This window comes from Paenarthrobacter sp. YIM B13468 (genome assembly GCF_042788025.1).
In the GTDB taxonomy this organism is placed as follows: domain Bacteria; phylum Actinomycetota; class Actinomycetes; order Actinomycetales; family Micrococcaceae; genus Arthrobacter; species Arthrobacter aromaticivorans.
Map to the genome: position 1 here is coordinate 189,218 of NZ_JBHZPI010000006.1, position 20,415 is coordinate 209,632.

At 61.9% G+C, this 20,415-nt stretch carries 23 protein-coding genes; 13 read left to right on the forward strand and 10 right to left on the reverse strand.

Annotated features, from left to right (window positions below):
* Positions 1-61: 61 nt before the first annotated feature.
* The 4 genes from ACFX4T_RS08375 to ACFX4T_RS08390 all read left to right on the forward strand — a co-directional run bounded on the left by ACFX4T_RS08375 (position 62) and on the right by ACFX4T_RS08390 (position 3,927).
* On the forward strand, positions 62-1,810 hold the full coding sequence (locus ACFX4T_RS08375; protein ID WP_377651433.1) for a pyruvate dehydrogenase: 1,749 nt from the start codon (positions 62-64) through the stop codon (positions 1,808-1,810).
* Positions 1,811-1,945: 135 nt separating this feature from the next.
* Entirely contained in the window at positions 1,946-2,833 is an 888-nt protein-coding gene (locus ACFX4T_RS08380; RefSeq protein WP_377651434.1) for a dihydrodipicolinate synthase family protein, read from the forward strand.
* 39 nt (positions 2,834-2,872) lie between these two features.
* A complete protein-coding gene (locus ACFX4T_RS08385; RefSeq protein WP_377651435.1) occupies positions 2,873-3,112 on the forward strand; it encodes a hypothetical protein in 240 nt (79 codons plus the stop codon).
* A 359-nt stretch (positions 3,113-3,471) separates the two neighbouring features.
* A complete protein-coding gene (locus ACFX4T_RS08390; RefSeq protein ID WP_216925626.1) occupies positions 3,472-3,927 on the forward strand; it encodes an Lrp/AsnC family transcriptional regulator in 456 nt (151 codons plus the stop codon).
* Between the two features lie 111 nt (positions 3,928-4,038).
* Here ACFX4T_RS08390 and ACFX4T_RS08395 read toward each other — a convergent pair whose 3' ends face one another.
* The 5 genes from ACFX4T_RS08395 to ACFX4T_RS08415 all read right to left on the reverse strand — a co-directional run bounded on the left by ACFX4T_RS08395 (position 4,039) and on the right by ACFX4T_RS08415 (position 8,337).
* Entirely contained in the window at positions 4,039-5,454 is a 1,416-nt protein-coding gene (locus ACFX4T_RS08395) for an aldehyde dehydrogenase family protein (protein ID WP_377651436.1), read from the reverse strand.
* On the reverse strand, positions 5,447-6,493 hold the full coding sequence (locus tag ACFX4T_RS08400) for a homoserine dehydrogenase (RefSeq protein WP_377651437.1): 1,047 nt from the start codon (positions 6,491-6,493) through the stop codon (positions 5,447-5,449). The genes ACFX4T_RS08395 and ACFX4T_RS08400 overlap by 8 nt, the downstream gene beginning before the upstream one ends.
* Before the next feature lie 153 nt (positions 6,494-6,646).
* On the reverse strand, positions 6,647-7,048 hold the full coding sequence (locus ACFX4T_RS08405; protein WP_377651438.1) for a RidA family protein: 402 nt from the start codon (positions 7,046-7,048) through the stop codon (positions 6,647-6,649).
* A 131-nt stretch (positions 7,049-7,179) separates the two neighbouring features.
* Positions 7,180-7,599 carry an alternative ribosome rescue aminoacyl-tRNA hydrolase ArfB gene (gene arfB, locus ACFX4T_RS08410; RefSeq protein ID WP_377651439.1) on the reverse strand — a complete coding sequence of 140 codons (420 nt, stop codon included), beginning with the start codon at positions 7,597-7,599 and terminating at the stop codon, positions 7,180-7,182.
* A gap of 78 nt (positions 7,600-7,677) precedes the next feature.
* The gene (locus ACFX4T_RS08415; RefSeq protein WP_216925630.1) at positions 7,678-8,337 is read right to left on the reverse strand and encodes a TetR/AcrR family transcriptional regulator; all 660 of its coding nucleotides are present in this window, start codon (positions 8,335-8,337) and stop codon (positions 7,678-7,680) included.
* Positions 8,338-8,437: 100 nt separating this feature from the next.
* Between ACFX4T_RS08415 and ACFX4T_RS08420 the strand changes: the two genes are divergently transcribed.
* From ACFX4T_RS08420 to ACFX4T_RS08430, 3 genes are all read left to right on the forward strand, one after another.
* Positions 8,438-8,911, forward strand: a complete 474-nt coding sequence (locus ACFX4T_RS08420) for a nuclear transport factor 2 family protein (RefSeq protein WP_223946132.1) — start codon at positions 8,438-8,440, stop codon at positions 8,909-8,911.
* Complete coding sequence (locus ACFX4T_RS08425) at positions 8,908-9,789, forward strand: NAD(P)H-binding protein (protein ID WP_216925632.1); 882 nt, start codon at positions 8,908-8,910, stop codon at positions 9,787-9,789. The genes ACFX4T_RS08420 and ACFX4T_RS08425 overlap by 4 nt, the downstream gene beginning before the upstream one ends.
* Before the next feature lie 106 nt (positions 9,790-9,895).
* Entirely contained in the window at positions 9,896-10,489 is a 594-nt protein-coding gene (locus ACFX4T_RS08430) for a dihydrofolate reductase family protein (RefSeq protein WP_377651451.1), read from the forward strand.
* Here ACFX4T_RS08430 and ACFX4T_RS08435 read toward each other — a convergent pair.
* Together ACFX4T_RS08435 and ACFX4T_RS08440 are read right to left on the reverse strand one after the other, a co-directional pair.
* Entirely contained in the window at positions 10,461-10,850 is a 390-nt protein-coding gene (locus ACFX4T_RS08435; RefSeq protein ID WP_377651440.1) for a hypothetical protein, read from the reverse strand. The two genes, ACFX4T_RS08430 and ACFX4T_RS08435, sit on opposite strands and share 29 nt — an antisense overlap.
* Positions 10,851-10,980: 130 nt before the next feature.
* The gene (locus ACFX4T_RS08440; RefSeq protein ID WP_377651441.1) at positions 10,981-11,400 is read right to left on the reverse strand and encodes a DUF1801 domain-containing protein; all 420 of its coding nucleotides are present in this window, start codon (positions 11,398-11,400) and stop codon (positions 10,981-10,983) included.
* 88 nt (positions 11,401-11,488) lie between these two features.
* Here ACFX4T_RS08440 and ACFX4T_RS08445 point away from each other — a divergent pair, with 88 nt between their 5' ends.
* On the forward strand, positions 11,489-11,842 hold the full coding sequence (locus ACFX4T_RS08445) for a TraR/DksA family transcriptional regulator (RefSeq protein ID WP_377651452.1): 354 nt from the start codon (positions 11,489-11,491) through the stop codon (positions 11,840-11,842).
* A gap of 52 nt (positions 11,843-11,894) precedes the next feature.
* On the opposite strand, the gene ACFX4T_RS08450 is transcribed toward ACFX4T_RS08445, so the two are convergent.
* Complete coding sequence (locus tag ACFX4T_RS08450; RefSeq protein WP_377651442.1) at positions 11,895-12,152, reverse strand: hypothetical protein; 258 nt, start codon at positions 12,150-12,152, stop codon at positions 11,895-11,897.
* 121 nt (positions 12,153-12,273) lie between these two features.
* Between ACFX4T_RS08450 and ACFX4T_RS08455 the strand changes: the two genes are divergently transcribed.
* Positions 12,274-12,858 carry a carboxymuconolactone decarboxylase family protein gene (locus ACFX4T_RS08455; RefSeq protein WP_216925637.1) on the forward strand — a complete coding sequence of 195 codons (585 nt, stop codon included), beginning with the start codon at positions 12,274-12,276 and terminating at the stop codon, positions 12,856-12,858.
* Here ACFX4T_RS08455 and ACFX4T_RS08460 read toward each other — a convergent pair.
* Positions 12,846-14,102: an MFS transporter gene (locus ACFX4T_RS08460; protein WP_216925662.1), complete on the reverse strand. Its 1,257-nt coding sequence runs from the start codon at positions 14,100-14,102 to the stop codon at positions 12,846-12,848. The genes ACFX4T_RS08455 and ACFX4T_RS08460 overlap by 13 nt on opposite strands.
* 276 nt (positions 14,103-14,378) lie before the next feature.
* Positions 14,379-16,313 carry an FAD-binding monooxygenase gene (locus tag ACFX4T_RS08465; protein WP_377651443.1) on the reverse strand — a complete coding sequence of 645 codons (1,935 nt, stop codon included), beginning with the start codon at positions 16,311-16,313 and terminating at the stop codon, positions 14,379-14,381.
* A 182-nt stretch (positions 16,314-16,495) separates the two neighbouring features.
* Here ACFX4T_RS08465 and ACFX4T_RS08470 point away from each other — a divergent pair, with 182 nt between their 5' ends.
* The 4 genes from ACFX4T_RS08470 to ACFX4T_RS08485 all read left to right on the forward strand — a co-directional run bounded on the left by ACFX4T_RS08470 (position 16,496) and on the right by ACFX4T_RS08485 (position 20,197).
* Positions 16,496-17,443, forward strand: a complete 948-nt coding sequence (locus tag ACFX4T_RS08470) for a 5'-3' exonuclease H3TH domain-containing protein (protein ID WP_377651444.1) — start codon at positions 16,496-16,498, stop codon at positions 17,441-17,443.
* Between the two features lie 139 nt (positions 17,444-17,582).
* Entirely contained in the window at positions 17,583-18,146 is a 564-nt protein-coding gene (locus ACFX4T_RS08475; protein WP_377651445.1) for a hypothetical protein, read from the forward strand.
* 274 nt (positions 18,147-18,420) lie between these two features.
* Positions 18,421-18,840, forward strand: a complete 420-nt coding sequence (locus ACFX4T_RS08480) for a YciI family protein (protein ID WP_216925640.1) — start codon at positions 18,421-18,423, stop codon at positions 18,838-18,840.
* 94 nt (positions 18,841-18,934) lie between these two features.
* A complete protein-coding gene (locus ACFX4T_RS08485; RefSeq protein WP_377651446.1) occupies positions 18,935-20,197 on the forward strand; it encodes an RNA polymerase sigma factor in 1,263 nt (420 codons plus the stop codon).
* The last annotated feature ends 218 nt before the right edge of the window (positions 20,198-20,415 follow it).

The window sequence follows — 20,415 nt, forward strand, 5'->3', positions numbered from 1 at the left end:
GGGCAAGCCGACTATATTGACCATGTCAGTCCACCACCACAATCGCGGGAGCCTGCACACTATGGCCAAGGAACTTGCTACCCAGCTCATCGAACAACTCCAGGCTGCCGGTGTGCAGCGTATTTATGGAATCGTCGGTGACAGCCTCAATCCAATAGTGGATGCGGTGCGCCAAACGGGAGGGTCGGCCAAAGGCGGTATCGATTGGATCCATGTCCGCCACGAGGAAGCGGCCGCCTTTGCTGCGGCCGCCGAGGCGCAATTGACTGGCAAGCTTGCTGTCTGTGCCGGCTCCTGTGGACCCGGCAACCTCCATCTGATCAATGGACTCTACGACGCCAACCGTACTGGGGCGCCCGTACTTGCCATCGCTTCCCATATCCCCAGCAAGCAGATCGGCAGCGGATTCTTTCAGGAAACCCATCCTGACCGGATCTTCACCGAATGCTCGGTGTATTCGGAACTCATCAGCACAGCCGAGCAGGCTCCCCGTGTGATGCATAGCGCTATCCAGAACGCTGTAGCCCTTGGGGGAGTCGCCGTCGTGACCCTTCCCGGCGATATCGCCGGCCTTGAGGCCACCGCGCCGACGCCGTTACCCGCTACGTTTCGGCCTGCACGCCTGATCCCGGATCAGTCGAGCGTCCAGGAACTGGCTGACGCCATCAACGACGCCGGAAAGGTCGCCATCTTCGCGGGTGCGGGCGTCCAGGGGGCCCACGACGAACTCATTGCCTTGGCGGAACTGGTCAACGCCCCGATTGGCCACTCACTGCGAGGCAAGGACTTCGTCCAGTACGATAATCCGTTCGACATCGGAATGACCGGCCTCCTGGGCTATGGTGCGGCAGCGGAAGGCATCGAGGACGCCGATCTGCTGATCCTTCTTGGTTCCGATTTTCCCTACGACCAGTTCCTGCCGGACACCCGTACGGCACAGGTTGACCGGGCCGCCCAGCGGTTGGGGAGGAGGACCGACGTCGACATTGCGGTTCATGGTGATGTGCTTCCTACACTGGCCGCCCTTCTGCCCTTGGTCACTCCAAAGAAGAACCGCCGCTTCCTGGACCAAATGCTGAAGAAACACGACCGCCTGATGAACAAGGCCGTGGGCGCGTACACGCGTAAGGTCGAAAAGAAGCAGCCCATTCATCCTGAGTATGCTGCTTCCCTGCTGGACCAAGTAGCCGCGGATGACGCCATCTTCACCGCGGACACCGGAATGTGCAACGTCTGGACGGCCCGCTATATCAACCCGCTGGGCACGCGCCGGCTGATCGGTTCCTTCCTTCACGGGTCAATGGCCAACGCCCTTCCGCACGCCATCGGTGCACAGGTGGCCTATCCGGGGCGCCAGGTGGTTTCTGTCTCGGGTGACGGGGGCTTGTCCATGCTGCTTGGCGAGCTCATTACTGTGGCCGCACATCAACTGCCGGTCAACGTAGTGGTTTTCAACAACTCAACACTGGGCATGGTGAAGCTCGAAATGTTGGTGGACGGGCTGCCCGATTTCGGCGTCGACGTTCCTGACGCAAACTATGCCGCCGTCGCGAAGGCCTTGGGCTTCCACGCTGTCCGGGTGACAGATCCGGCGAACATCGAGGAAGCGTATCGGGAGGCGTTTGCCCACCCGGGTCCTTCGCTGGTGGAGCTCATCACTGATCCGAATGCGCTCTCCATCCCGCCGAAGATTTCCGGGCAACAAGTCCTTGGTTTCGCGACGGCCATGTCCAAAGTGGTCTTGAACCGCGGTGCCGGTGAAGCTGTGAGCATGGCCCGGAGCAACCTGCGCAATATTCCCCGGCGCTGAGAGGAGTCTTCGCTGCTCTCCGCCTTCACTTTGTTGGCGCGCTTTTGGAAGTCCGGCCGGATAGCCACTTTGGTCCCACCAGCATCGCTGCGGCCGTGTTCGCACCGACCACAGCCGTAAGAAAGAAGGACCGTAGTGTTCAACGGCCTCAGCGCATTCCCCCTGACACCTATGCGAGGTGAAACTGTCGATCTGGACGCGGTTGCCCGGCTGGTGGCCCGCGCTGCCCAGTCCGGCGCGGATTCGCTCGGTGTTCTTGGCTCGACGGGAAACTACGCTTATCTCTCCCGTGAAGAACGACGCCTGGTCCTTGAAGCGTCCGTGGAAGCTGCCGGTGGCGTGCCGGTTCTGGCGGGTGTTGGGGCAGTGCGTACCCGCGACGTCATCAGGCTTGCCGGCGATGCCCATGCCGCTGGCGCCTCGGCATTGCTTTTGGCCCCGGTGTCCTATCAGCGCCTGACGGAAGCGGAGGTTTTCGGGCTGTTTGAGGACGTTGCGTCGGAGTCAGATCTCCCGGTGGTCGTGTATGACAACCCTGCCACCACGGGCTTCACCTTCACAGACGAGTTGCATGCCAGGATTGCACGTATCCCGGGAATTGCGTCCATCAAGATTCCGCCGCCGGCTTCCACTGACATTGGCACCAGGCTCGGCAAGCTCCGGGAAGCTTTGCCCGAGCGAACATTTGTGGGTATCAGCGGAGATTGGGTTGCCGCCGAAGCGCTGCTTGCTGGTTGCGATCTCTGGTACTCGGTGATCGGCGGGATCCTTCCCCGTCAGGCCCGGGAAATCGTTGATCACGCTTTGGCTGGTCGGCCCGATGAAGCGATGGCAGCCTCCGCCGCGCTGGAACCAGTCTGGTCCCTGTTCCGAACCTATGGGAGCCTTCGGGTCACCGTTGCACTGGCTGAAGACCTGGGGCTCATTCCGTCCTCAGCCTTGCCCTTGCCGCTGCGTGGCTTGGATCCCGAAGGACGCAGCAGAGTCACCGAGGCCATCCGCCAGTGTGGATTGGAGTCCTAGGTGGTGTGGCGGCCTGGCCACCTGGATGGGAACAACGCCATGTCCCCCTCCCGCGGACCTAGCCGGGCCAGCACCAGCTGGGGCGCGAGTCAGGTCTTCGTGTGGATCGGAGCTTTGAAGATCACTGCAGGGTCTGCAGGCGCAGCGTTGGCAGGGGCCATGGTTGTACCAATGACACACCTGCCCTTGCTTTTGGCGTCCGCCCTTATTGCAGTGACCGTGGGCGCTTCCCTGTTCGACCGCCGTCGTGAACGGTCCCAAACCACGGGATCCGTCTGAAGCAGGGCCAGGCATTAAGGCTTCCGGTTGGTCGGTGCCCGGGTGTGCCGGCGGCAAGGAGATCCTTGGGTGCTCACGGGTGCGAGGACATCAAGAAGCAACATTCCAATGGGATATGTTTGTACCGGCCAACTTGCTGGACAGATAGCCGCAGCGGCATTCCTGCCTCGAAGGACGTTGTCCTGTGGCCACTTCCGGGCCTGCAGTCAGTTCGGCAGGTGGACAGGCTGATCCATCCGGAACGGGGCGATCGGTTCGCAACGGGGCGTCCACCGGTCCTCGCCGTCCTCGTGCCGTCGTCGTTGATGTAGTGCTCGAGATCGCCCAACACATGCTCACACCCTCAGACAGGAGCGTCCGTGCCGAAGAGTCCACGTGATGACATAGATGCGCAGATTCTGGCCGAACTGCGGCGCAATGCCCGTATCAGCCTTGCCCAGTTGGGCGAGAAAGTGCTGCTCTCCCGCAACGCGGTGCGGCAACGGATTGAGCGGCTTGAGCGGGACGGGTATATCCACGGCTACACCATCAAGGAATCAGCCGGAGAAGGCTCGCCCACGGTCAATGCCGTGCTCCTGATCCAACGACATGACAGGATGCGGGGCGGGGACGTGATTGCCGGACTAAAGGCAATTCCTGAAATCGCCACTTGTGATGTTGTCAGCGGCGAACTGGATATCGTGGTCAGGGTTGAGGCCCCCGACGCTGCACGAATCCAGGAGATCTGGAGGCAGGTCTCAGAGTTTCCGGGCGTCCGTGACATCACCACGGCCTTGTCCCTCTCCACGGTCATCGACAGGCAGGCGCCTCGCTAAGGCAGTGTGAACCATGCTGGGCTTAAATGGTTCCGGCGCTGCGGAACCGAAGTGGTTACGCAACGCCGGATCGGCACAGTCTGGTCTATTGACTACAACGCCCGCCGAACATCATGAAGTGATCGCTATGACCTTGGGCTGCGTCATTTCCTCGTAGGCGAAGCGGACGCCTTCCCGGCCCATGCTCCCGTATTTCGAGCCGCCAAAAGGCATCGCATCGAGGCGGTAGTCCGAAGAATCGTTGATCATCACCCCGCCCGCGTCGATTGCCCTGGCGGTGGCCAGCGCACGGGTCAAGTCCTTGGTGAATACCCCGGCCTGCAGTGCGTATTCGCTGTCGTTGGCCAGTGCGATGGCTTCCTCGGCGGAGTCGAACGGTTCCACGAGGACCACGGGTGCGAATAGTTCTTCGCTCCAAGCCTCGCAACTACGCGGGACTCCGGTAAGGACAGCAGGTGTCAGGAGCGCACCGTCCAAGGTGCCACCAGTTAGCAGCCGTGCACCGGCCGACACTGCTTCGTCGATCTTGCGCTTTGCTTCTGCGGCAGACGCGGCGCTGATCATGGGTCCGACGTCGGTCTGCTCGCTGCGGGGATCGCCTGTGGTTAGCGCGGCCGTTTGGGCGACAAAGGCCTGAAGGAAGGTCTCGAAGACTGACCGCTGGACGAGGATCCGCTGGGCGCCGATGCAGTTCTGTCCAGCGGCCCAGAAGGAACCGGAAACACTGGCCTCGACGGCGGCAGGAATGTCCGCGTCGTCGAACACGATCACGGGCGCGTTGCCGCCAAGTTCCATCGACAGGCGCTTTATGCCGGCGTTGGCGGCGATGGCCCGGCCCGTGGAAAAGCCGCCCGTGAAGGAGACCATGCGAACCAGTTTGGACGAGATGATGGTTTGCGCGATGGTGCGATCGCCCAGGACAACAGTCACGAACTCCGCCGGCAGGCCCGCCTCGCGCAGCAGGTCCACGAGAAGCATGGCCGTCAAGGGTGTCAGCTGGGACGGCTTGAGGATGACGGTGTTTCCTCCGGCAATCGCCGGCCCGAGCTTGTGCGCCACCAGGTTCAGGGCGTCGTTGTAAGGGGTGATGGCAGCGATAAGCCCCAACGGCTCCCGGGTGAACCATCCCTGACGGTTTTCGGAGCCAGAAAAGGAGTCGAAGGGAACAACTTCCCCAACGTTTCGGCGGGTTTCCGCTGCCGAGAGCCTAAGCGTATTCACTGCACGGGAGACCTCTTTAAGCGCCTGCGTGATGGTCTTCCCGGCCTCCGACACGATGAGCCCAGCCACTTTCTGCGCACGTTGCTGGAGCAGGTCTGCAGCGGCATCCAGAATCCGCCCACGTTCATGGCGGGGCATGGCGGCCGCTGCCGGAGCGGCGGCCGCGGCGCGGATGATCTCCACGCGTACGTCTGCCTCGGTGCACTGGGGAAGGGTCGCCAGGACGGAACCGTCAAACTTGTCGTACACCGCCAGGTCAGTGGCGGGGGCTGCCGCTGTGGTGTCGGCGATGGCTGACTCAGGCACGGACCGCTCCTTTGGCGAATTCGTTGACGGCGATGATGTCCGAGATGAGGGCGTAGGCAGTTTCCACGCGGCCGGCCCCAGGGCCCGATACTGTGACGGCTCCCAGCAAATCCGTGCTGAATGAGACGGCATTGGTGGCGCCGGAAATACCGGCGAGCGGGTGTTCACCCGGAAGGGCGATGGGTTGGACGGTAGCTACGATGCGGCCATCATCTTCCCGGCGGGCTTCGCCAATCAGCTTCCAGCGGTAGCCGCTTGCCAAGGCCTGTGCCACGTCGTCGCTCTTGATGTCCTGAATACCGGTGGTTTCCACGTCATTGGGGTGGATGTTGGCACCGAGCAACTCGTTGGCCAGGATGGCGACCTTCAGCCGGACGTCCGAGCCGCCGATGTCTGCAGTGGGGTCCGCTTCGGCATACCCGCGGTCCTGGGCTTCGGCGATGGCTTCATCCAGGCCCAGCCCGGCCTCCATCCGGCCCAGGACGTAATTGCTGGTTCCGTTCAGGATGCCTTGAACTGAGTCCAATTCCAGGCCGCCCAGCATTTTGTGTGCGAGTCGAATAACGGGCGTGCCACTCATGACTGAACCCTCGTACTCGAAACGGACACCATTGTTTGCTGCAAGCCGGCCCAATTCCCGGCCATGCAAGGCCACAGGACCCTTGTTGGTGGTCACCACGTGCTTGCAGGATTCGATGGCCCATTTGACGTGCGAAACTGCCGGTTCGCCGTCGATCGGACTGGTGAAGGTAGCCTCGACGACGATGTCGGCCGGACTGTTTTTGATGACGTCTTCGTTGCGGGGATCCGGGCTCCCACCTGGCAGTCCCTCGAACGAGGACCCGCGCGGCATCGCGAGCACGGCGGCCAGATCGATGCCGTCTCCTTGGACGAGTGAGCCGAAGGCAAGATCGGTGATGGCCACGACGCGAAGCTCGAATCCGAGCGAGGCAAATCGCTGGGGTTCGTCACGGATGAGTTCGGCCAAAGCGCGGTTGACGCCTCCGAAACCGATGAGGGCCAAATTGTTGGTAGTCACGTGATCTCCTTGGTAGGGCGGTGGTGCTGTCCCTTAAGCCTCGGTTCCAGGAGTGTCAGTTCCCTAGATGCGAATCGCCCGCCAAGGATGACGAAATGCCCAAAAAAGCTGCCAACCACGCGAAAACGTCCGCAGTGCGGCAAAGGAAAGCATTTACCGCTCGACGGCGGCTACCGCACTGATCTCCACCAGCGCCCCGGGAACGCCCAAACGGGAGACAAACGCTGCTGTCACGAGGGGCGGTTCGTGGGCGGCGAGCTCGGATGCAATGGCGCCGTACCCTGCGGCGAGATCGGCACCGTCCACGAAGAGAACCGTCCACTGCACAACGTCGCGAAGGGTCGCCCCAGCGGAGGCCAGTGCGGTCTTTGCGTTGGCCAGGGCGCGTGCAGCTTGCACTCCAACATCGCCCTCGCCAACGAGCGAACCGTCGCTGTCGACCGAGTTCTGGCCGCCGACGTAGATGGTGGTGGCGTTTGGAGGGACGATGGCTACGTGGCTGAATGCCGGGCTGGAGACGAGCCCTTCGGGCCGGATGCGCTGGATGGATGACATGACTGTATGCTGCCATCCCCAGCCAATTGCTAAAAGGGGGCGCTCCCACTGTCCCGGTTGGCCTGGCTGGGTCACGCGGGCGTTCGTCATTCAGGCGCTGATCACTTAGACGCCCGTCACTCCGACGCTCGTCACTCAGGCGAGGGCCGCCGTCGTTGCTGTTTGGTTGCCGACCTCTGTACTTTTGCTGCGCGATGCCGCTGGGCGGAGCCGCGTGTGGGTTTCGTTGGCCTGCGCACGGTCCTTGGGGCAAGGCCTGCCACCACAATGTCAGTGAGCTTTGCCAGGGCAGTCTCGCGATTACGCCACTGCGAGCGCTGCTCAGAGGCTGTAACGGTGATGACTCCGTCGACGAGTCGCTTGTCCAGTCGACGCAGCAAGATCTCCCGTTGGCTTTCTGTCAACGCCTCCGACGTGGCTACGTTCCAGGAAAGCTCCGCCCTGCTGTCGGTCGTGTTGACGTGTTGACCGCCCGGTCCTGATGAACGCGAGAACCGCCAGCCGAGTTCCGAGGCCGGAATCGTGAGGGAGAGCGAGATTTCCAGGTCCATTGAACAAGGGTTGCACGTCAGGCTCGGGTCCTCCCAGCCGAGCGGTACTTCGACATGACACGTCAGACTAGTTGCAGGTCAGAGGAGGTTTGCGGCGAGAGTCGAGGCGATGAACCGGCCGTACTGCTCTGCGCTCCACCCTCGTTTCAGCACTAGGCTCTCGAACAGTTCGGGGGTGGTGCAGGCGAACATGATGTCGGCGGCCTCTTCCGGGGACATGCCGGGACGGAGCAGGCCGCGGCCAATCAGTTGACGTGCGTTGTGCAGCATCCGGCGATGGCGGGCGTCGTCGACATCTTTCAGGAGACTGGCCATGTCAGCATCTCCTGTCGCGGCGGCGTCGCGGATGAGCAGGCTGATCGGCGCAGCAAGGGGGCTGACTTCTTCAGTGAACCGGCCGAACTGCTCCATCAGTTCCCGCGGGTCATCTGCCCTTACTTGTGCGAGGTCTGAGCGCTGTTCGGCGGGCAAGCCGCCAGTGCCAAGGAGACTCTGCGCGTGGAGTGCCCGGACGAGGCCGGCTTTGCCGCCAAAGTTCTTGTAGATGGACTCCACCGATACTGCGGACGCGGCGGCAATTTCGGTGATGGTGGTTGCTCCGAATCCCTGCTGCAGAAATAGTTCCCGTGCGCGCGCGAGGATGGTGCGCCGGGATGCCTCGGCTGCTTGGCGGCGACGGCTCGCATCGTAGGTGCGTTGGCTCCCGGATGTTCCGGGACTCTTGATTCCGGTTGCCATGGCTTCTAGACTCCAATCAATACAGAGAACTGTATTGAATTCAAGATACCAGCCTTGTCCGCCCTCGATGGGCTAATTGGCGGGGCACCAAGGAGTCACCATGGCAACCGTGGAGGGCTTGGAGCGCCTTCCGGAAGGGCCCGTTCGCCGGATGTTCGCCGCTTCCGGACGCCACGACCTTGACGCATTAGTCGCCGAATTCGCCGACGACTATGTCAACATCACGCCGGTTCATCCCGAACGGAATTTCACCGGCAGCGCCCAGGTCCGTGCCAACTGGACCAGCATTTTTGCCGGTGTTCCTGACTTCACACCGGTGATCGTCGACGCTGCTGAAGGCAGGCACGGAACCGTTTGGGTTGAATGGGGTTCCCGGGGTACAAGACGCGATGCCACGCCGGTGGAACTTGCCGGCGTTGCGATCTTTACTGTGCGCCAGGAGCGGATCGCCTCCGTCCATTTCTATCTCGAACCTGTGGAACGTTCTTCAGGTGACATCGACGACGCCGTCCGGGCCACAGCGGGTGCGGGTCTTGAGCCGGGGGCCGTACTTCCGACATCGCAGGCGTCGTGATCCTCGTAGTGGGCGGCACCGGCCGCCTGGGTTCGCGGCTTAACGATGAGCTGGTTCGGCGCGGCGCTTCCGTGCGGATCATGGCCAGGGGCGAATCCCAGCCGTTCCCCGGGAAGGAGGTCGACGGCGTCGAGCTAGTCCGCGGGACGCTCGCCTCAGGCGCGGACTGCGACCGGGCCGTTGCGGGATGCAGCCAAGTGGTGTTTGCGGCGTCGGGCTTTGGGCTGAAAAGGGGCGGTAACCCGCGCAGTGTGGATCGCGACGGTGCACTTCGGCTCATCGAGGCCGCATCCCGGGCGGGCGTGGAGCATGTAGTCATGATGTCGATGCATGGGGCAGCTCCCGATGCCCCTCTGGAATTCCTGCGCATGAAGTACGCCGCCGAGGAGGCGTTGAAGGCCTCGGGCATGGCATGGACGGTGATCCGGCTGGGAGCGAACCTTGACCAGTTCCTCGATTCAATGAGCCAGCCCCTGCACACGAAGGGCCGGGTGCCTGTCTTCGGTTCGGGACGGGCACCTGTGACATTTACGTCGACGCCGGACGCTGCTGCCGCTGTTTTGTTGGCGCTTTTCGGCCCTTCCTTGCGTGGAAGGATCATTGAGTGGGGATCCGAAACTCTCCCCTTCAACACGCTCGCGGAAGCTATCCTCGCGGACGCTGGAAAGGGCTCTATCCAGCGGATACCAGTGGCAGCCTTACGGGTGATGGCCGCCGTGGCACGTCCGGTTTCGCCGTTTATGGCCCGGATGGCGAGGGCAGCGCTGTGGATGGAATCAGGCGCTGCGGCCTTCGATCCGGCTGTGGCACGTTCTGCTTTCCCTGACATTCCAGTGATCGGACTGCGTGAGAGTTTGGACCAGATCAGGAACGCGTGAGTCGTGGTGCAAACCGGCCTTCGGGAGGACAATGCTAGGCACAACCCGAATCCCGTGAGGAGCAGCCGTGGGCGAGCCAACTACAGAAGCGACATCAGCGCAGTTGATGGTGGACTTGATCATATCCCTGGATGGGTATGCCTCAGCGGAGGGGTGGCCCGGTTGGTGGGGACTTGAATCCCCGGAATACCTTGCCTGGCTCGAGGAAGAAGGGAAGAAGGATTTCACCACGCTTATGGGGGCCAACACCTATCGGGTGATGTCAAGCATGTCGGAGCAGGCCGCGGGCGAAGACTCCGGGTTCTCCGAGGAAGAGGGAGCGGCCCTGACCGGGCTGGCGGCTGTGCCAAAGGTCGTTTTCTCTTCCACTCTCCAAGAACCCCTGGCTTGGCCGAATTCCGAGCTGGTGAGCGGGGATGCTGTGGAAGCTGTCAAGGAGTTGAAGCGGACCCGGACCGGCACGCTGACCACGCTGGGAAGCCTCAGCCTTTGCCGTTCTTTGTTGAGTGCCGGCCTTGTGGACCGATACAGGATTGTCGTTTTTCCGGTGATCACAGGCCGCACTGGCAGGGAGCGGATTTATGACGGCTATCCTGATGTTTCGCTTGAAATGGTGAACAGCAGGACATTCGATGGCCAGCTGCAGCTGCTGGAGTACATACCCACGTTGATCAGCGGTCCACCTGTCCGGCACCCGTGAAAAGAGGCTCCAGCGAATCCGAATAACCGGACAGTATTTCGTCAAACGTGAGCAGCTGGAATCCTTCAGCGCGGCAGAGAAGTGGTTCGCAGGTAGTTCCATTAGCGGTGAGCGTCGCGATTCCCCATGGATGGGTTGGTTCGCCCACCGAAATGCCGGCTGCGTCGAAGGTGTCCCGGAGCACGTACCGCGTGACGGTCCGCCACGACTGCAGGAACGGTGACCGTAACTGCTCAACGAGTTCTTCGTCGTTGGCATCATAGGCAGCCCACAGGTTCGTGGACAGTTCGTCCCACTCCTTGGCGTCGCGGACCATGAGGTGGGCCGCCTGGAGGCGGGCAATCGTTTCGTTCAACGTCATGGTCAGTCCCCAAACTTCCTGTCGTTATGAGTACGGCGAAACGGCCGTTGTAGAGATAACGGGCCTGTGAAGATAACGGACCGGTGTTCCGCATGATTCCCGGCCGCCGCGAAGGCGACGAAGCTGGTGCTCACGCTGGGCCGGAAGTCTCCTGTAAAGCTGCTTTGATCTTCCGCCACCCACCTGCTCGATTGTTGGCGGCTATTAGTCGAAGCATAGCGATGAGGGGTGCCGTGGGTACTTCGTCATCGACGTAAAAGCTGATCATTCGGCTGGTCTTGTTATCGTGCCCGGCTGTGATGATCCCGGCAGGGTCAGGAACGATAGCGCCATCGTAGAGAAAGAGATTGATGTGGTTCTTGGCCGCCAGCAACGCGCAGACGTTTCCACCCAGGACAAAGTAGGGCTGAACCCGTCTTTTGATTGTCTCCACGATGTCCGGTTCTGCCTCGTGGATCACGTCCCGCAATTCCTCACAAACTGCTTGTTGCCAGCCCGGAAGTGCGTTGATGTAACTATCGACTCCGGGATGGCGCGCGTAGTTCCCCATGACGTTATTAGGGCACCACGCCGCACGGCTTGTCCAGACGGGCGCTTATCCAGACGGGCGCTTGAAGGCGATGAGTAGGCTTGCCTACATGATCGACGTCGAGCGGTTCCGGGTTCTGCTGGAGGAGGAGCGCGGCCGGAAGCTTGCCCTGCTGAAGGCGCTGCGCAGCGACATCACATCGGTCAGCCTCGCCCGCCAGGACTCGAACGTCGACGACGAGCATGATCCTGAGGGCACCACCATCGCCTTCGAGCTCTCCCAGGCCTCCGCGCTACTTGAGCAGAGCCGTGTAGGCCTCGAGCAGATTGAGGCCGCACTGCAGCGGATTTCCGATGGAACTTACGGGATATGTGCGGTTTGTGGTGTCGGCATTCCGGACGGTCGGCTCGAAGCCAGGCCATGGACGCCCTATTGCGTCAGTCACGCCTCAGGCAAACAGTAGAACCCGGGCAAACAGTAAAACCGGGACGGACATGAACCCGCCCGGGCGCAATTCACGCCATGTCAGGGCTGATGGGCACGAACTCGATGCCCTGCTGGACCTTCTTTTTTGGCCCTCGGTTGAAGCCCTTGGCGTCGAGGTTGTTTCCTGCCCGGAACGCGGCCAGAGCGTCGTCGAAGATCTCGTTGAGCCGCTGGCCCGGGAAAACCTTTTGGGTGCCGTCGGCAAACGTGATGGACACGGAGGCGCTGGCGGGAAAATGCCTGCTCATTCGGATGAAACCTTGGGAATCCTGCCGAAGGGAGATCATTGCTTGTCCACGCTTTCACTATCCGGTTCCACCACATTTGCGCGATGAACTCCCACTCTGTCACTCCTACGGACCCGCAGCCTCATTTACATTCCCCTGACCGGGGGCAAGAATAGCGCCCATGTCCATTCTGAAGGTGCAATCCGAGTCCGAAGCCACAGGTCTGACCGCCGAAATCTACCAAGCCGATCTGCAGTCAATGGGCTACGTTCCAAGCCATACGAAGGCCATGAGCATAAACCCGGAGGCATACAAGGCGTGGCAGTCGCTGGTTAAGGCAATCGTCTCATCGCTGGGTCTGCGACGTTTCGAGCTTGTCACGCTTGCGGCCGCCCAGGCCATTGGGTCCTCCCATTGCAGATTGGCACATGGGAAGAAGACGTTGGCCATCATCGATGAGGAGCAGTTGCTCGCTGTTGCCCGGGACTACAGGGATGCCGGGCTGCCGCCGGAGGAAGTCGCGATGATGGACTACGCGGTCAAACTCAGCACCGATGCGGCTGCAATGAACGACGACGACACGCAGCAGCTTCGCGATGTGGGCTTCAGCGACCGGGAGATTGCCGACATCACCCTCGCTGCCACGGCCAGGAACTACTTCAGCCGCGCGCTACTTGCCTTAGCCGTAGACCTCGACGTGCCACCAGGAGTGACCACGGAGCTTCAGGACGCCTTGTTGACGCCGCTGCCGGCTCAAGGAGACTGAACGGCTTCGGTGTTGGCACGGTCCGCCGATGCCCCCTGCCTACGGCTTGCCAGCAGGAATGGCACCGAAATGAGCTCAATAATGCCCGCCATGGCCAGCGACGCCGGATAGCCGTAAAGGTCAGCGCCACGGCCAAGGAGCGGCTGTACCACCACACCGCCGCTGGATCCCATGAGCGAATCGAAGCTCAGAACCGTGGCGCGCTGCTTCGAGGGGATCATGTCATTGACGTACGCCTGCCGGACCGGAGTTGCCGCAGATCCGACCACAGCCCAAAATGCCAGCAGCACCAGGGCCACCCAGAAGACACGCGTGAAGCCCAGGACCAGCAAGATCACGAATCCTGCCAAACCGCCAAGGATCAGCACAGAGGTTCGTTTATGGAACAAGCGCCGGGCGTGCGGCGCAAGCCAGCCGCCCAGGATTTGCGAGCCAGCCACAATTGCAGCGGCGAGACCGGCGATGGAATAGGCCCGCGGGTCGCCATACAGGTCAAGAAGGAATGGCTGCAGGGCGTAAAACACGTAGATCCCGACGCCGGCACTAAAGGGAGCGGCCAGCATGACATACCGGACCGGCGGGTTTTTCAGGCCGTTCTCGATCGAGGCAGAGAGCACCGCGCGGGTGGCACGGAGGGGGTGGGTGGACCGCTCAGGTGAGAACCCGACGTCGTGCATTAACCCAAAGGCAACGGCGAACATGGCAACCAGAACGAAAACCCGAATAAGGAACGGCACACCAAGGTTGGTGGCTTGGGCAATCACTCCACCAGCCACCGAACCAAGCAGCATCGCCACACCCTGCACCATCTGGCCGCGGCCCAGAACGGTTTCAAGGCCGCCTTCATAGCCGGAGAAGCGCAAGGCATCCACCAGCCAGGCTTCCACGGCTCCGGAGAAGAACGTGAAGCCCAGGCCAAGGAGCACCGACACAACTGCCCACATCCAAAACGGTGCGGAAATCTGCCAAAGCACGTAGTACAAGTAGGTGGACGCGGCCAGCGTGATCGTACCAAGGAGGAATGACGCGCGGCGGCCCCAACCGTCGGCGATGACGCCTGTGGGTACCTCGAAAAGGACCATCCCCGCTGTGAAGAAGGCGTTGGCCGCGAAGGCCTCGAGGTTGCTCAAGCCTGCATCAAGCAGGAAAAGCGTGTTGATACCCCAGATGAAGGAAGCTGCCACCGTGTTGCCAAGCGTCAGCGTGAGATAGACACGTTGAATCTTTCTGGCGGCATCGTTCAGGCTGTCGCCGCCAGCGCTGGCAGGGGTGACCACAAGCCCATTGTCGTCCGCTTGCCCGGCCTCCGCCAGAGCCTGTGGGAGCAGAGCCCGTGGAACCAGCGGCCCCGGGAAGAGTTGGCTGTCAGGGTTTGCTACATTCCGTGCGCCGTTGGAATATCCTGGCGCCCCATGAGGGGTATTCTGCCCGACCCCTCCGACGCTTTGGGAGAGCGCCGTGGCACCACTGCGAATTTGCTGCCGGGAGCCTGGTCCCGCTCCCGGCAGCTGCATTCATCCTTAGGCCTGGTGGCTAACCAGATCTGCCTCGGTTGCGTTCGACTTTGCCCGCTGCCCGGAATGCACGGTGGCGAAGAACGAGCCGAGTTCCGCCGTCGCGGTCAGGGGGAGGACGTTGGCAACGTATTGGTCCGGGCGGACGACCACCACCACGCCGTCGCGGCTGAGTCCGCGCAGCTCAAAGATGTCTGCTGTCGGGTCCGTGCCGAAGACCTTCTCAAGGTAGGTGAGCTTGAATGGTCCAACGGTGGGTTTGAACGCAGCGGGTACGGCGTTGATGTCTACGTTGGTGTGGTCTTGCTGGTAGATCACCTTCACGTCGAACCACGCGTCGCGGTCAGCGTCCGACGGCGTAGCGGCCAGCGGGGATTCCGGCGAGTTCGCGATCCACTCGGCAAAGTCCGCCACAGGTCCTTGGGCTCCTGCCTGCGCTGCGTCAGCGAAGACATAGATACGCCAGCGCCCGTCTGCCTTGGCGTGGTGGCCCAGGTGCATCGGGTTCGTGTCGCAGACCCGCAGGACCGGCGCCGACTTGAAGCGCTTACCGATGGGGAACCCCGTGGCGAGTTCCTGGTGTGTGGGCTCGGCAACAAGCATCGACGCAGCGTATTGGGTCATGAAGCCGGCGGGGAACTCGGCGGTGCGGGTGTAGAAGTTTTCAAGTTCTGTGGGGTCTTCGAACTCTTCGGGTTTCTTGGCCATCAGGGTGGACCACTGCTTGTCGAAGTCGATCAGGTTCTTGGCCACCACCTGACGCTCAGCGGAATACGTGTCCAGCAGGCTCTCAGGGCTGCGGCCTTCCAGGACATGCCCGAGTTTCCAGCCGATGTTGAAGCCGTCCTGCATGGAAACGTTCATTCCCTGGCCGGCCTTTGCACTGTGCGTGTGGCAGGCATCGCCGGTGATGAACACCCTCGGCGTGCGCGTCCCGCGTTCCTCCGGCAGGACGTCGTCGAACCTGTCCGTGAGCCGGTGGCCTACCTCGTAAACGCTGTGCCACGCGACGTTGCGGACATCCAGCGTATAGGGGTGCAGGATGTCGTTGGCCTTCTGGATGATCTGCTCAATGGTCGTTTTCCGCACGGCGCCATGATCCTCAGGTTTAACCTCACCAAGGTCCACATACATGCGGAACAAGTGCCCACCCTCGCGGGGGATCAGCAGGATGCTTCCGCCGGCACCGGACTGGATAGCGCATTTGGTGCGGATATCCGGGAAGTCAGTGACGGCCAGGACATCCATGACACCCCAGGCATGGTTGGCCTGGTCGCCTGCGAGATGGCACCCGATGGACTCGCGGACCTTGCTGCGCGCACCATCGGCACCGACGACGTACTTGGCCCGGATGGTGCGCTCCCCGCCTTCGTTGGGTCCCGTGGTGTGCCCAAGGGTGACACTGACCGGGTAGTCGCCAACACCAGTCACCTGGAGACCGCGGAACTCGTAGCCATAGTCAGGCTTCATGCGCGTGGGGGAGTTGGCCATGAACTCCGCGAAGTAGTCCAGCACGCGGGCTTGGTTGACGATCAGGTGGGGGAACTCACTGATACCGGTGGGGTCATCCACTGTCCGGGCCGCGCGCACGATGCGCGAGTGGTCAGCGGGGTCCGGCTTCCAGAACGCCATTTCGGTGATGCGGTAGGCCTCCGCGGTGATGCGTTCGGCGAACCCGAACGCCTGGAAGGTCTCCACGCTGCGGGCCTGGATGCCGTCGGCCTGGCCGATTGCGAGACGCCCGGGGCGCCGCTCGATGATGCGCGTCGTGATATCCGGGAACTGGGCCAGTTGCGCCGCAGCCAGCATCCCTGCAGGACCGGTGCCCACGATGAGGACGTCAACTTCGTCGGGAAGCTCGGCCGGGCGGTTGATTCCGACGCCGGCGGCCGGCTCGACTCGAGGGTCACCGGATACGTAACCGTGGTGGTGGAACTGCACGGGCTTTCCTCACTTCTTTGTGGGTTGAAATCTATGGATGTTCTATAGTTGAACACCCTGTTCTATTATCGCTCACATAATCGTAATGCGGCTCACATTGAGGATCAAGTCTTTGCCTGGCCCGCAGACGAGGTTTAGCCCAGGTTCACGGTGATTCCGGGCAGGACGTGTCAGGATCAGGTATGCCTCGACTCATGCTCCTGGACACTGCTTCCTTGTATTTCCGCGCCTTCTACGGTGTTCCGGACTCCATCCGGCGCTCCGACGGCACACCCGTCAACGCTGTCCGCGGCCTGATGGACATGATTGCCCGCCTCACCACGGAGTATGAAGCCACCCACGTGGTCGCTTGCTGGGACAACGACTGGCGCCCGAAATGGCGGGTTGAGCTCGTCCCCAGCTACAAGGCGCACAGGGTGGCCGAAATCGTGCCGGCGGGCCCCGACGTCGAAATCGTTCCCGATCCTCTCGAAGCGCAGATCCCGTTGATCCGCCACGTGCTGGATCTTGCGGGCATTGCTGTGGTGGGCATCGATGACCATGAAGCTGACGATGTCGTAGGGACGTACGCCAGCCAGGCGCAGCTGCCCACTGATGTGGTTACGGGTGATCGGGACCTTTTCCAACTCGTCGATGATGATCGGGACGTCCGCGTCATCTACACCGCTCGAGGCATGAAGAACCTGGAAGTGATCACCGACGTCGTCGTCGTTGGCAAGTACCGCGTGCTGCCGCAACAGTACGCCGACTACGCCACACTGCGCGGCGATTCATCCGACGGCCTGCCGGGCGTTGCAGGTATCGGCGAGAAAACGGCCGCGTCTCTGCTCGCGGAATACGGCTCCCTTGAGGGCCTCCTGGAGGCAGCAGAGGATCCCGACGCCGGACTCTCCAGTTCCGTACGCGCCAAACTTTCCTCAGCGGCCGCGTACCTTAAGGTGGCTCCCGCCGTCGTCAATGTGGTTCGCGACTTGAAGGTGCCCACCCTTGAGGAGGCAGGCGCCCAACTACGCCCCGTGACAGGCGAGGCACGCGCTGAGCTCGAGCGTCTGGCTACTGAGTGGAACCTGGGAGGTTCGGTCAAGCGATTGCTTGCGGCCTTGGACACCCAATCACACCTTCACAGCTGATTTACAGCTTCACAACAGCGTGGGCTTGGGTGGGCGCCTCACTGTAATAACAGGACGATGTTACAGATCGTCTGGAAGTTACCAGCCGTTGGGACGGCTCAGCAGCCGTTACAGTGGCGGCGGATTGAGGAGAGGCACCATGTCAAAGACCAGGAGAATTACCCTTGGCATTACAGCCGGGGCGTTGGCGCTGGGCGCGGGGCTGGGTGTCACCAGCGTTGCATCAGCCACCACGACGCCGACGCCGACGCCAAGCGCAACGTCGTCAGCCGATGCCACCACGCCCGGGCAGGGCCACGGAAGGCCCGGAGGCCACGGCCACGGTCCCGACCGCGGTCAGCTCGCAGCGGACCTTGCCGCCAAGTTGGGAGTGGACCAGGCCAAGGTCACCGACGCGTTGAAGGCCTTCAGGGAAGCGAATAAGCCCACCACTCCACCAACTCAAGGCACCGAGGGAACCAAACCGGACCGAACGGCGCAGGAAGCAGCCTTGGCCAAGTCCCTGGCCTCAGCACTGGGCGTTGACGAATCCAAGGTCACTGCCGCCCTGGAAGAAATCCGTACTGCCGCCCAGGAGGAGCGAGCCGCTGCCCTTAAGGCCCGGCTGGACAAGGCCGTGGCGGACGGCAAGCTCACACAGGCCGAAGCTGACGCCGTCACCAAAGCGGTTGAAGCCGGAGTCATAGGAGGAGGCGGCCGCTAGGGCCCTGCAACCTTCAACCGCAGAAAGGAACCACGACGCCGCTACTTGGTAGCGAGGGGGTCCCCCGGACAGTTCCAGTAACAGTTCCGGGGGATCCTTCGTGTGCCCCTTGCCACCCGTGGCCACCTTTCCGGGCCTGAACCTAGCCGCGAAAGGACACTCAAAAAGGAACCGGAAAATTCTTTCGAGAGTTTGTCGATTTCGCCTCGCACTGTTCGACCCATGAATGAGAGGGTCGAAGGGCGACCTTCCACAACACAGGAGATTGAGTGCAATGGCCAAGTACATGCTGATCATGCGGGCAACCGACGAGTCGTTCGCCAAGTTCGAGAACATCGACTTCAACGAAATCCTCGAAGCGATGGGCAAGTTCAATGATGAACTGATTCGCGCTGGAGTGCTGCTGGCTGCTGAAGGACTGGAAGATGCAAAGGAAAGCGTCGTGGTCGACTTCACCGGCGACACCCCGGTGGTCACTGATGGTCCGTACGGTGAAACGAAGGAGTTGTTTGCCGGTTACTACATCCTGGATGTTGCATCCAAGCAGGAAGCAATCGAGTGGGCCAAGCGTGCGCCGATGACCGCGGGGACCAAGACGGAGATCCGGCGGGTGACCAGCATCGACGAATTCCCCCAAGACAACGAATGGATCCAAAAGGAACGGGCTTGGCGCGAGCAGACCGGACAGCTCTAGACCAGACGGCCACTGCTTTGGGAGCACCTGACATGCAGCAACTGACTTGAGCGGTAACTGATATGAGCAGCAACTGACATGAGCAGTAACTGACATGAGCAGCAACGAGGCAAGGGCCGCCGTCGAAGCGGTGTGGCGCAGCGAATCCGCACGTATCGTCGGCGCCCTTGCCCGCTATACAGGAGACTTTCCACTGGCAGAGGATCTCGCACAGGAAGCACTCGCAGAGGCCCTCGTGTCATGGTCTGTCAACGGCGCACCTGCCGAGCCCGTGGGATGGCTCCTGACGGCGGGTCGTCGTCGTGCCGTCGATACTTTCCGGCGGCGGGCAGCCTTGGACAACAAGTACGCGCTGCTGGCACGGGACCTCACAGAGGAAGAACCGGGTGTGGATGCGCTGTTCAACCCCCAAGCCATAGACGACGATGTCCTGGCCCTGATGTTCATTTCCTGCCACCCCATGGTGTCCAGGGAAGCCCGGATTGCCCTGACACTTCGCGTTGTGGGCGGCATGACCACGGAAGAGATCGCCAAGGCATTCCTGGTCCCGGTGCCAACCATCCAGGCCCGCATCACCCGGGCCAAGAAGACCCTTGCTGCTGCCCGCGTGCCCTTCGCAGTGCCCGAAGCCGATCAAATTCCTGAGCGGCTTGGTTCGGTACTGAATGTCCTCTATCTGATCTTCACCGAGGGAGCCTACGCTTCCGGAGGAGAAAACTGGATGCGAACCGAGCTGGCAAGTGAAGCACGTCGACTTGCCCGGGTGCTGGTCCGCGTGGCGCCGGTGCCCGAAGCATTCGGATTGCTGGCACTCATGGAACTCACAGCAGCGCGGTTCCCGGCAAGGCTCAATGCGGCCGGCCAGCCGATCCTGCTGGAAGACCAGGATCGACGTCGATGGGACCAGTCAGCAATCCGGCGCGGTCGCGCAGCACTTTCGACGGCGGCAGGCTCCGGCCGCGGGCTCGGCGCCTACGGGCTCCAGGCTTCCATCGCCGAATGCCACGCGGTGGCGTATTCGGTGGAGGACACAGACTGGGATCGAATCGTGGTCCTGTACGAGGCGCTCGGGCGACTTACGCCGTCGCCCATCATTGATCTGAACCGTGCCGTCGCCGTGTCCATGGCCTCTGGCCCTGCCGCAGGACTGGGACTCGTTGACGAATTGGCTGCCCGGGGTGAACTCAAGGGGTCGCATCTCTTGCCCGCAGTCAAGGGCGAGCTGCTGTCGCGGCTTGGGCGCCATGAAGAAGCGAGCGAGGCATTTCACCGGGCTCTTGAACTTTGCTCCAACGGCGCTGAGCGTTTGGCCCTTGAGAGGAAAATCCGGGACTTACAAACCAGAAAACGCCAGTAAGCGCCCAGACGGGTGCAGCCTGGCCCCTCAATATGCGCCGGGCACTCTTACGGTCGGAGGGCTCTTTTGTGTTCTGAGGCTCTTTTATGTTCTGAGGGGTGTGTGGTGGTGGTTGCGTCGTGGTGTTTGTTTGGGGTCGATGTGTGGGGGTGGGGTGAACCAGGGCACGCCGGTGGTGGTGGTGATGGTCCAGTTTTCTTTGTGGATGAGGTGGTGGT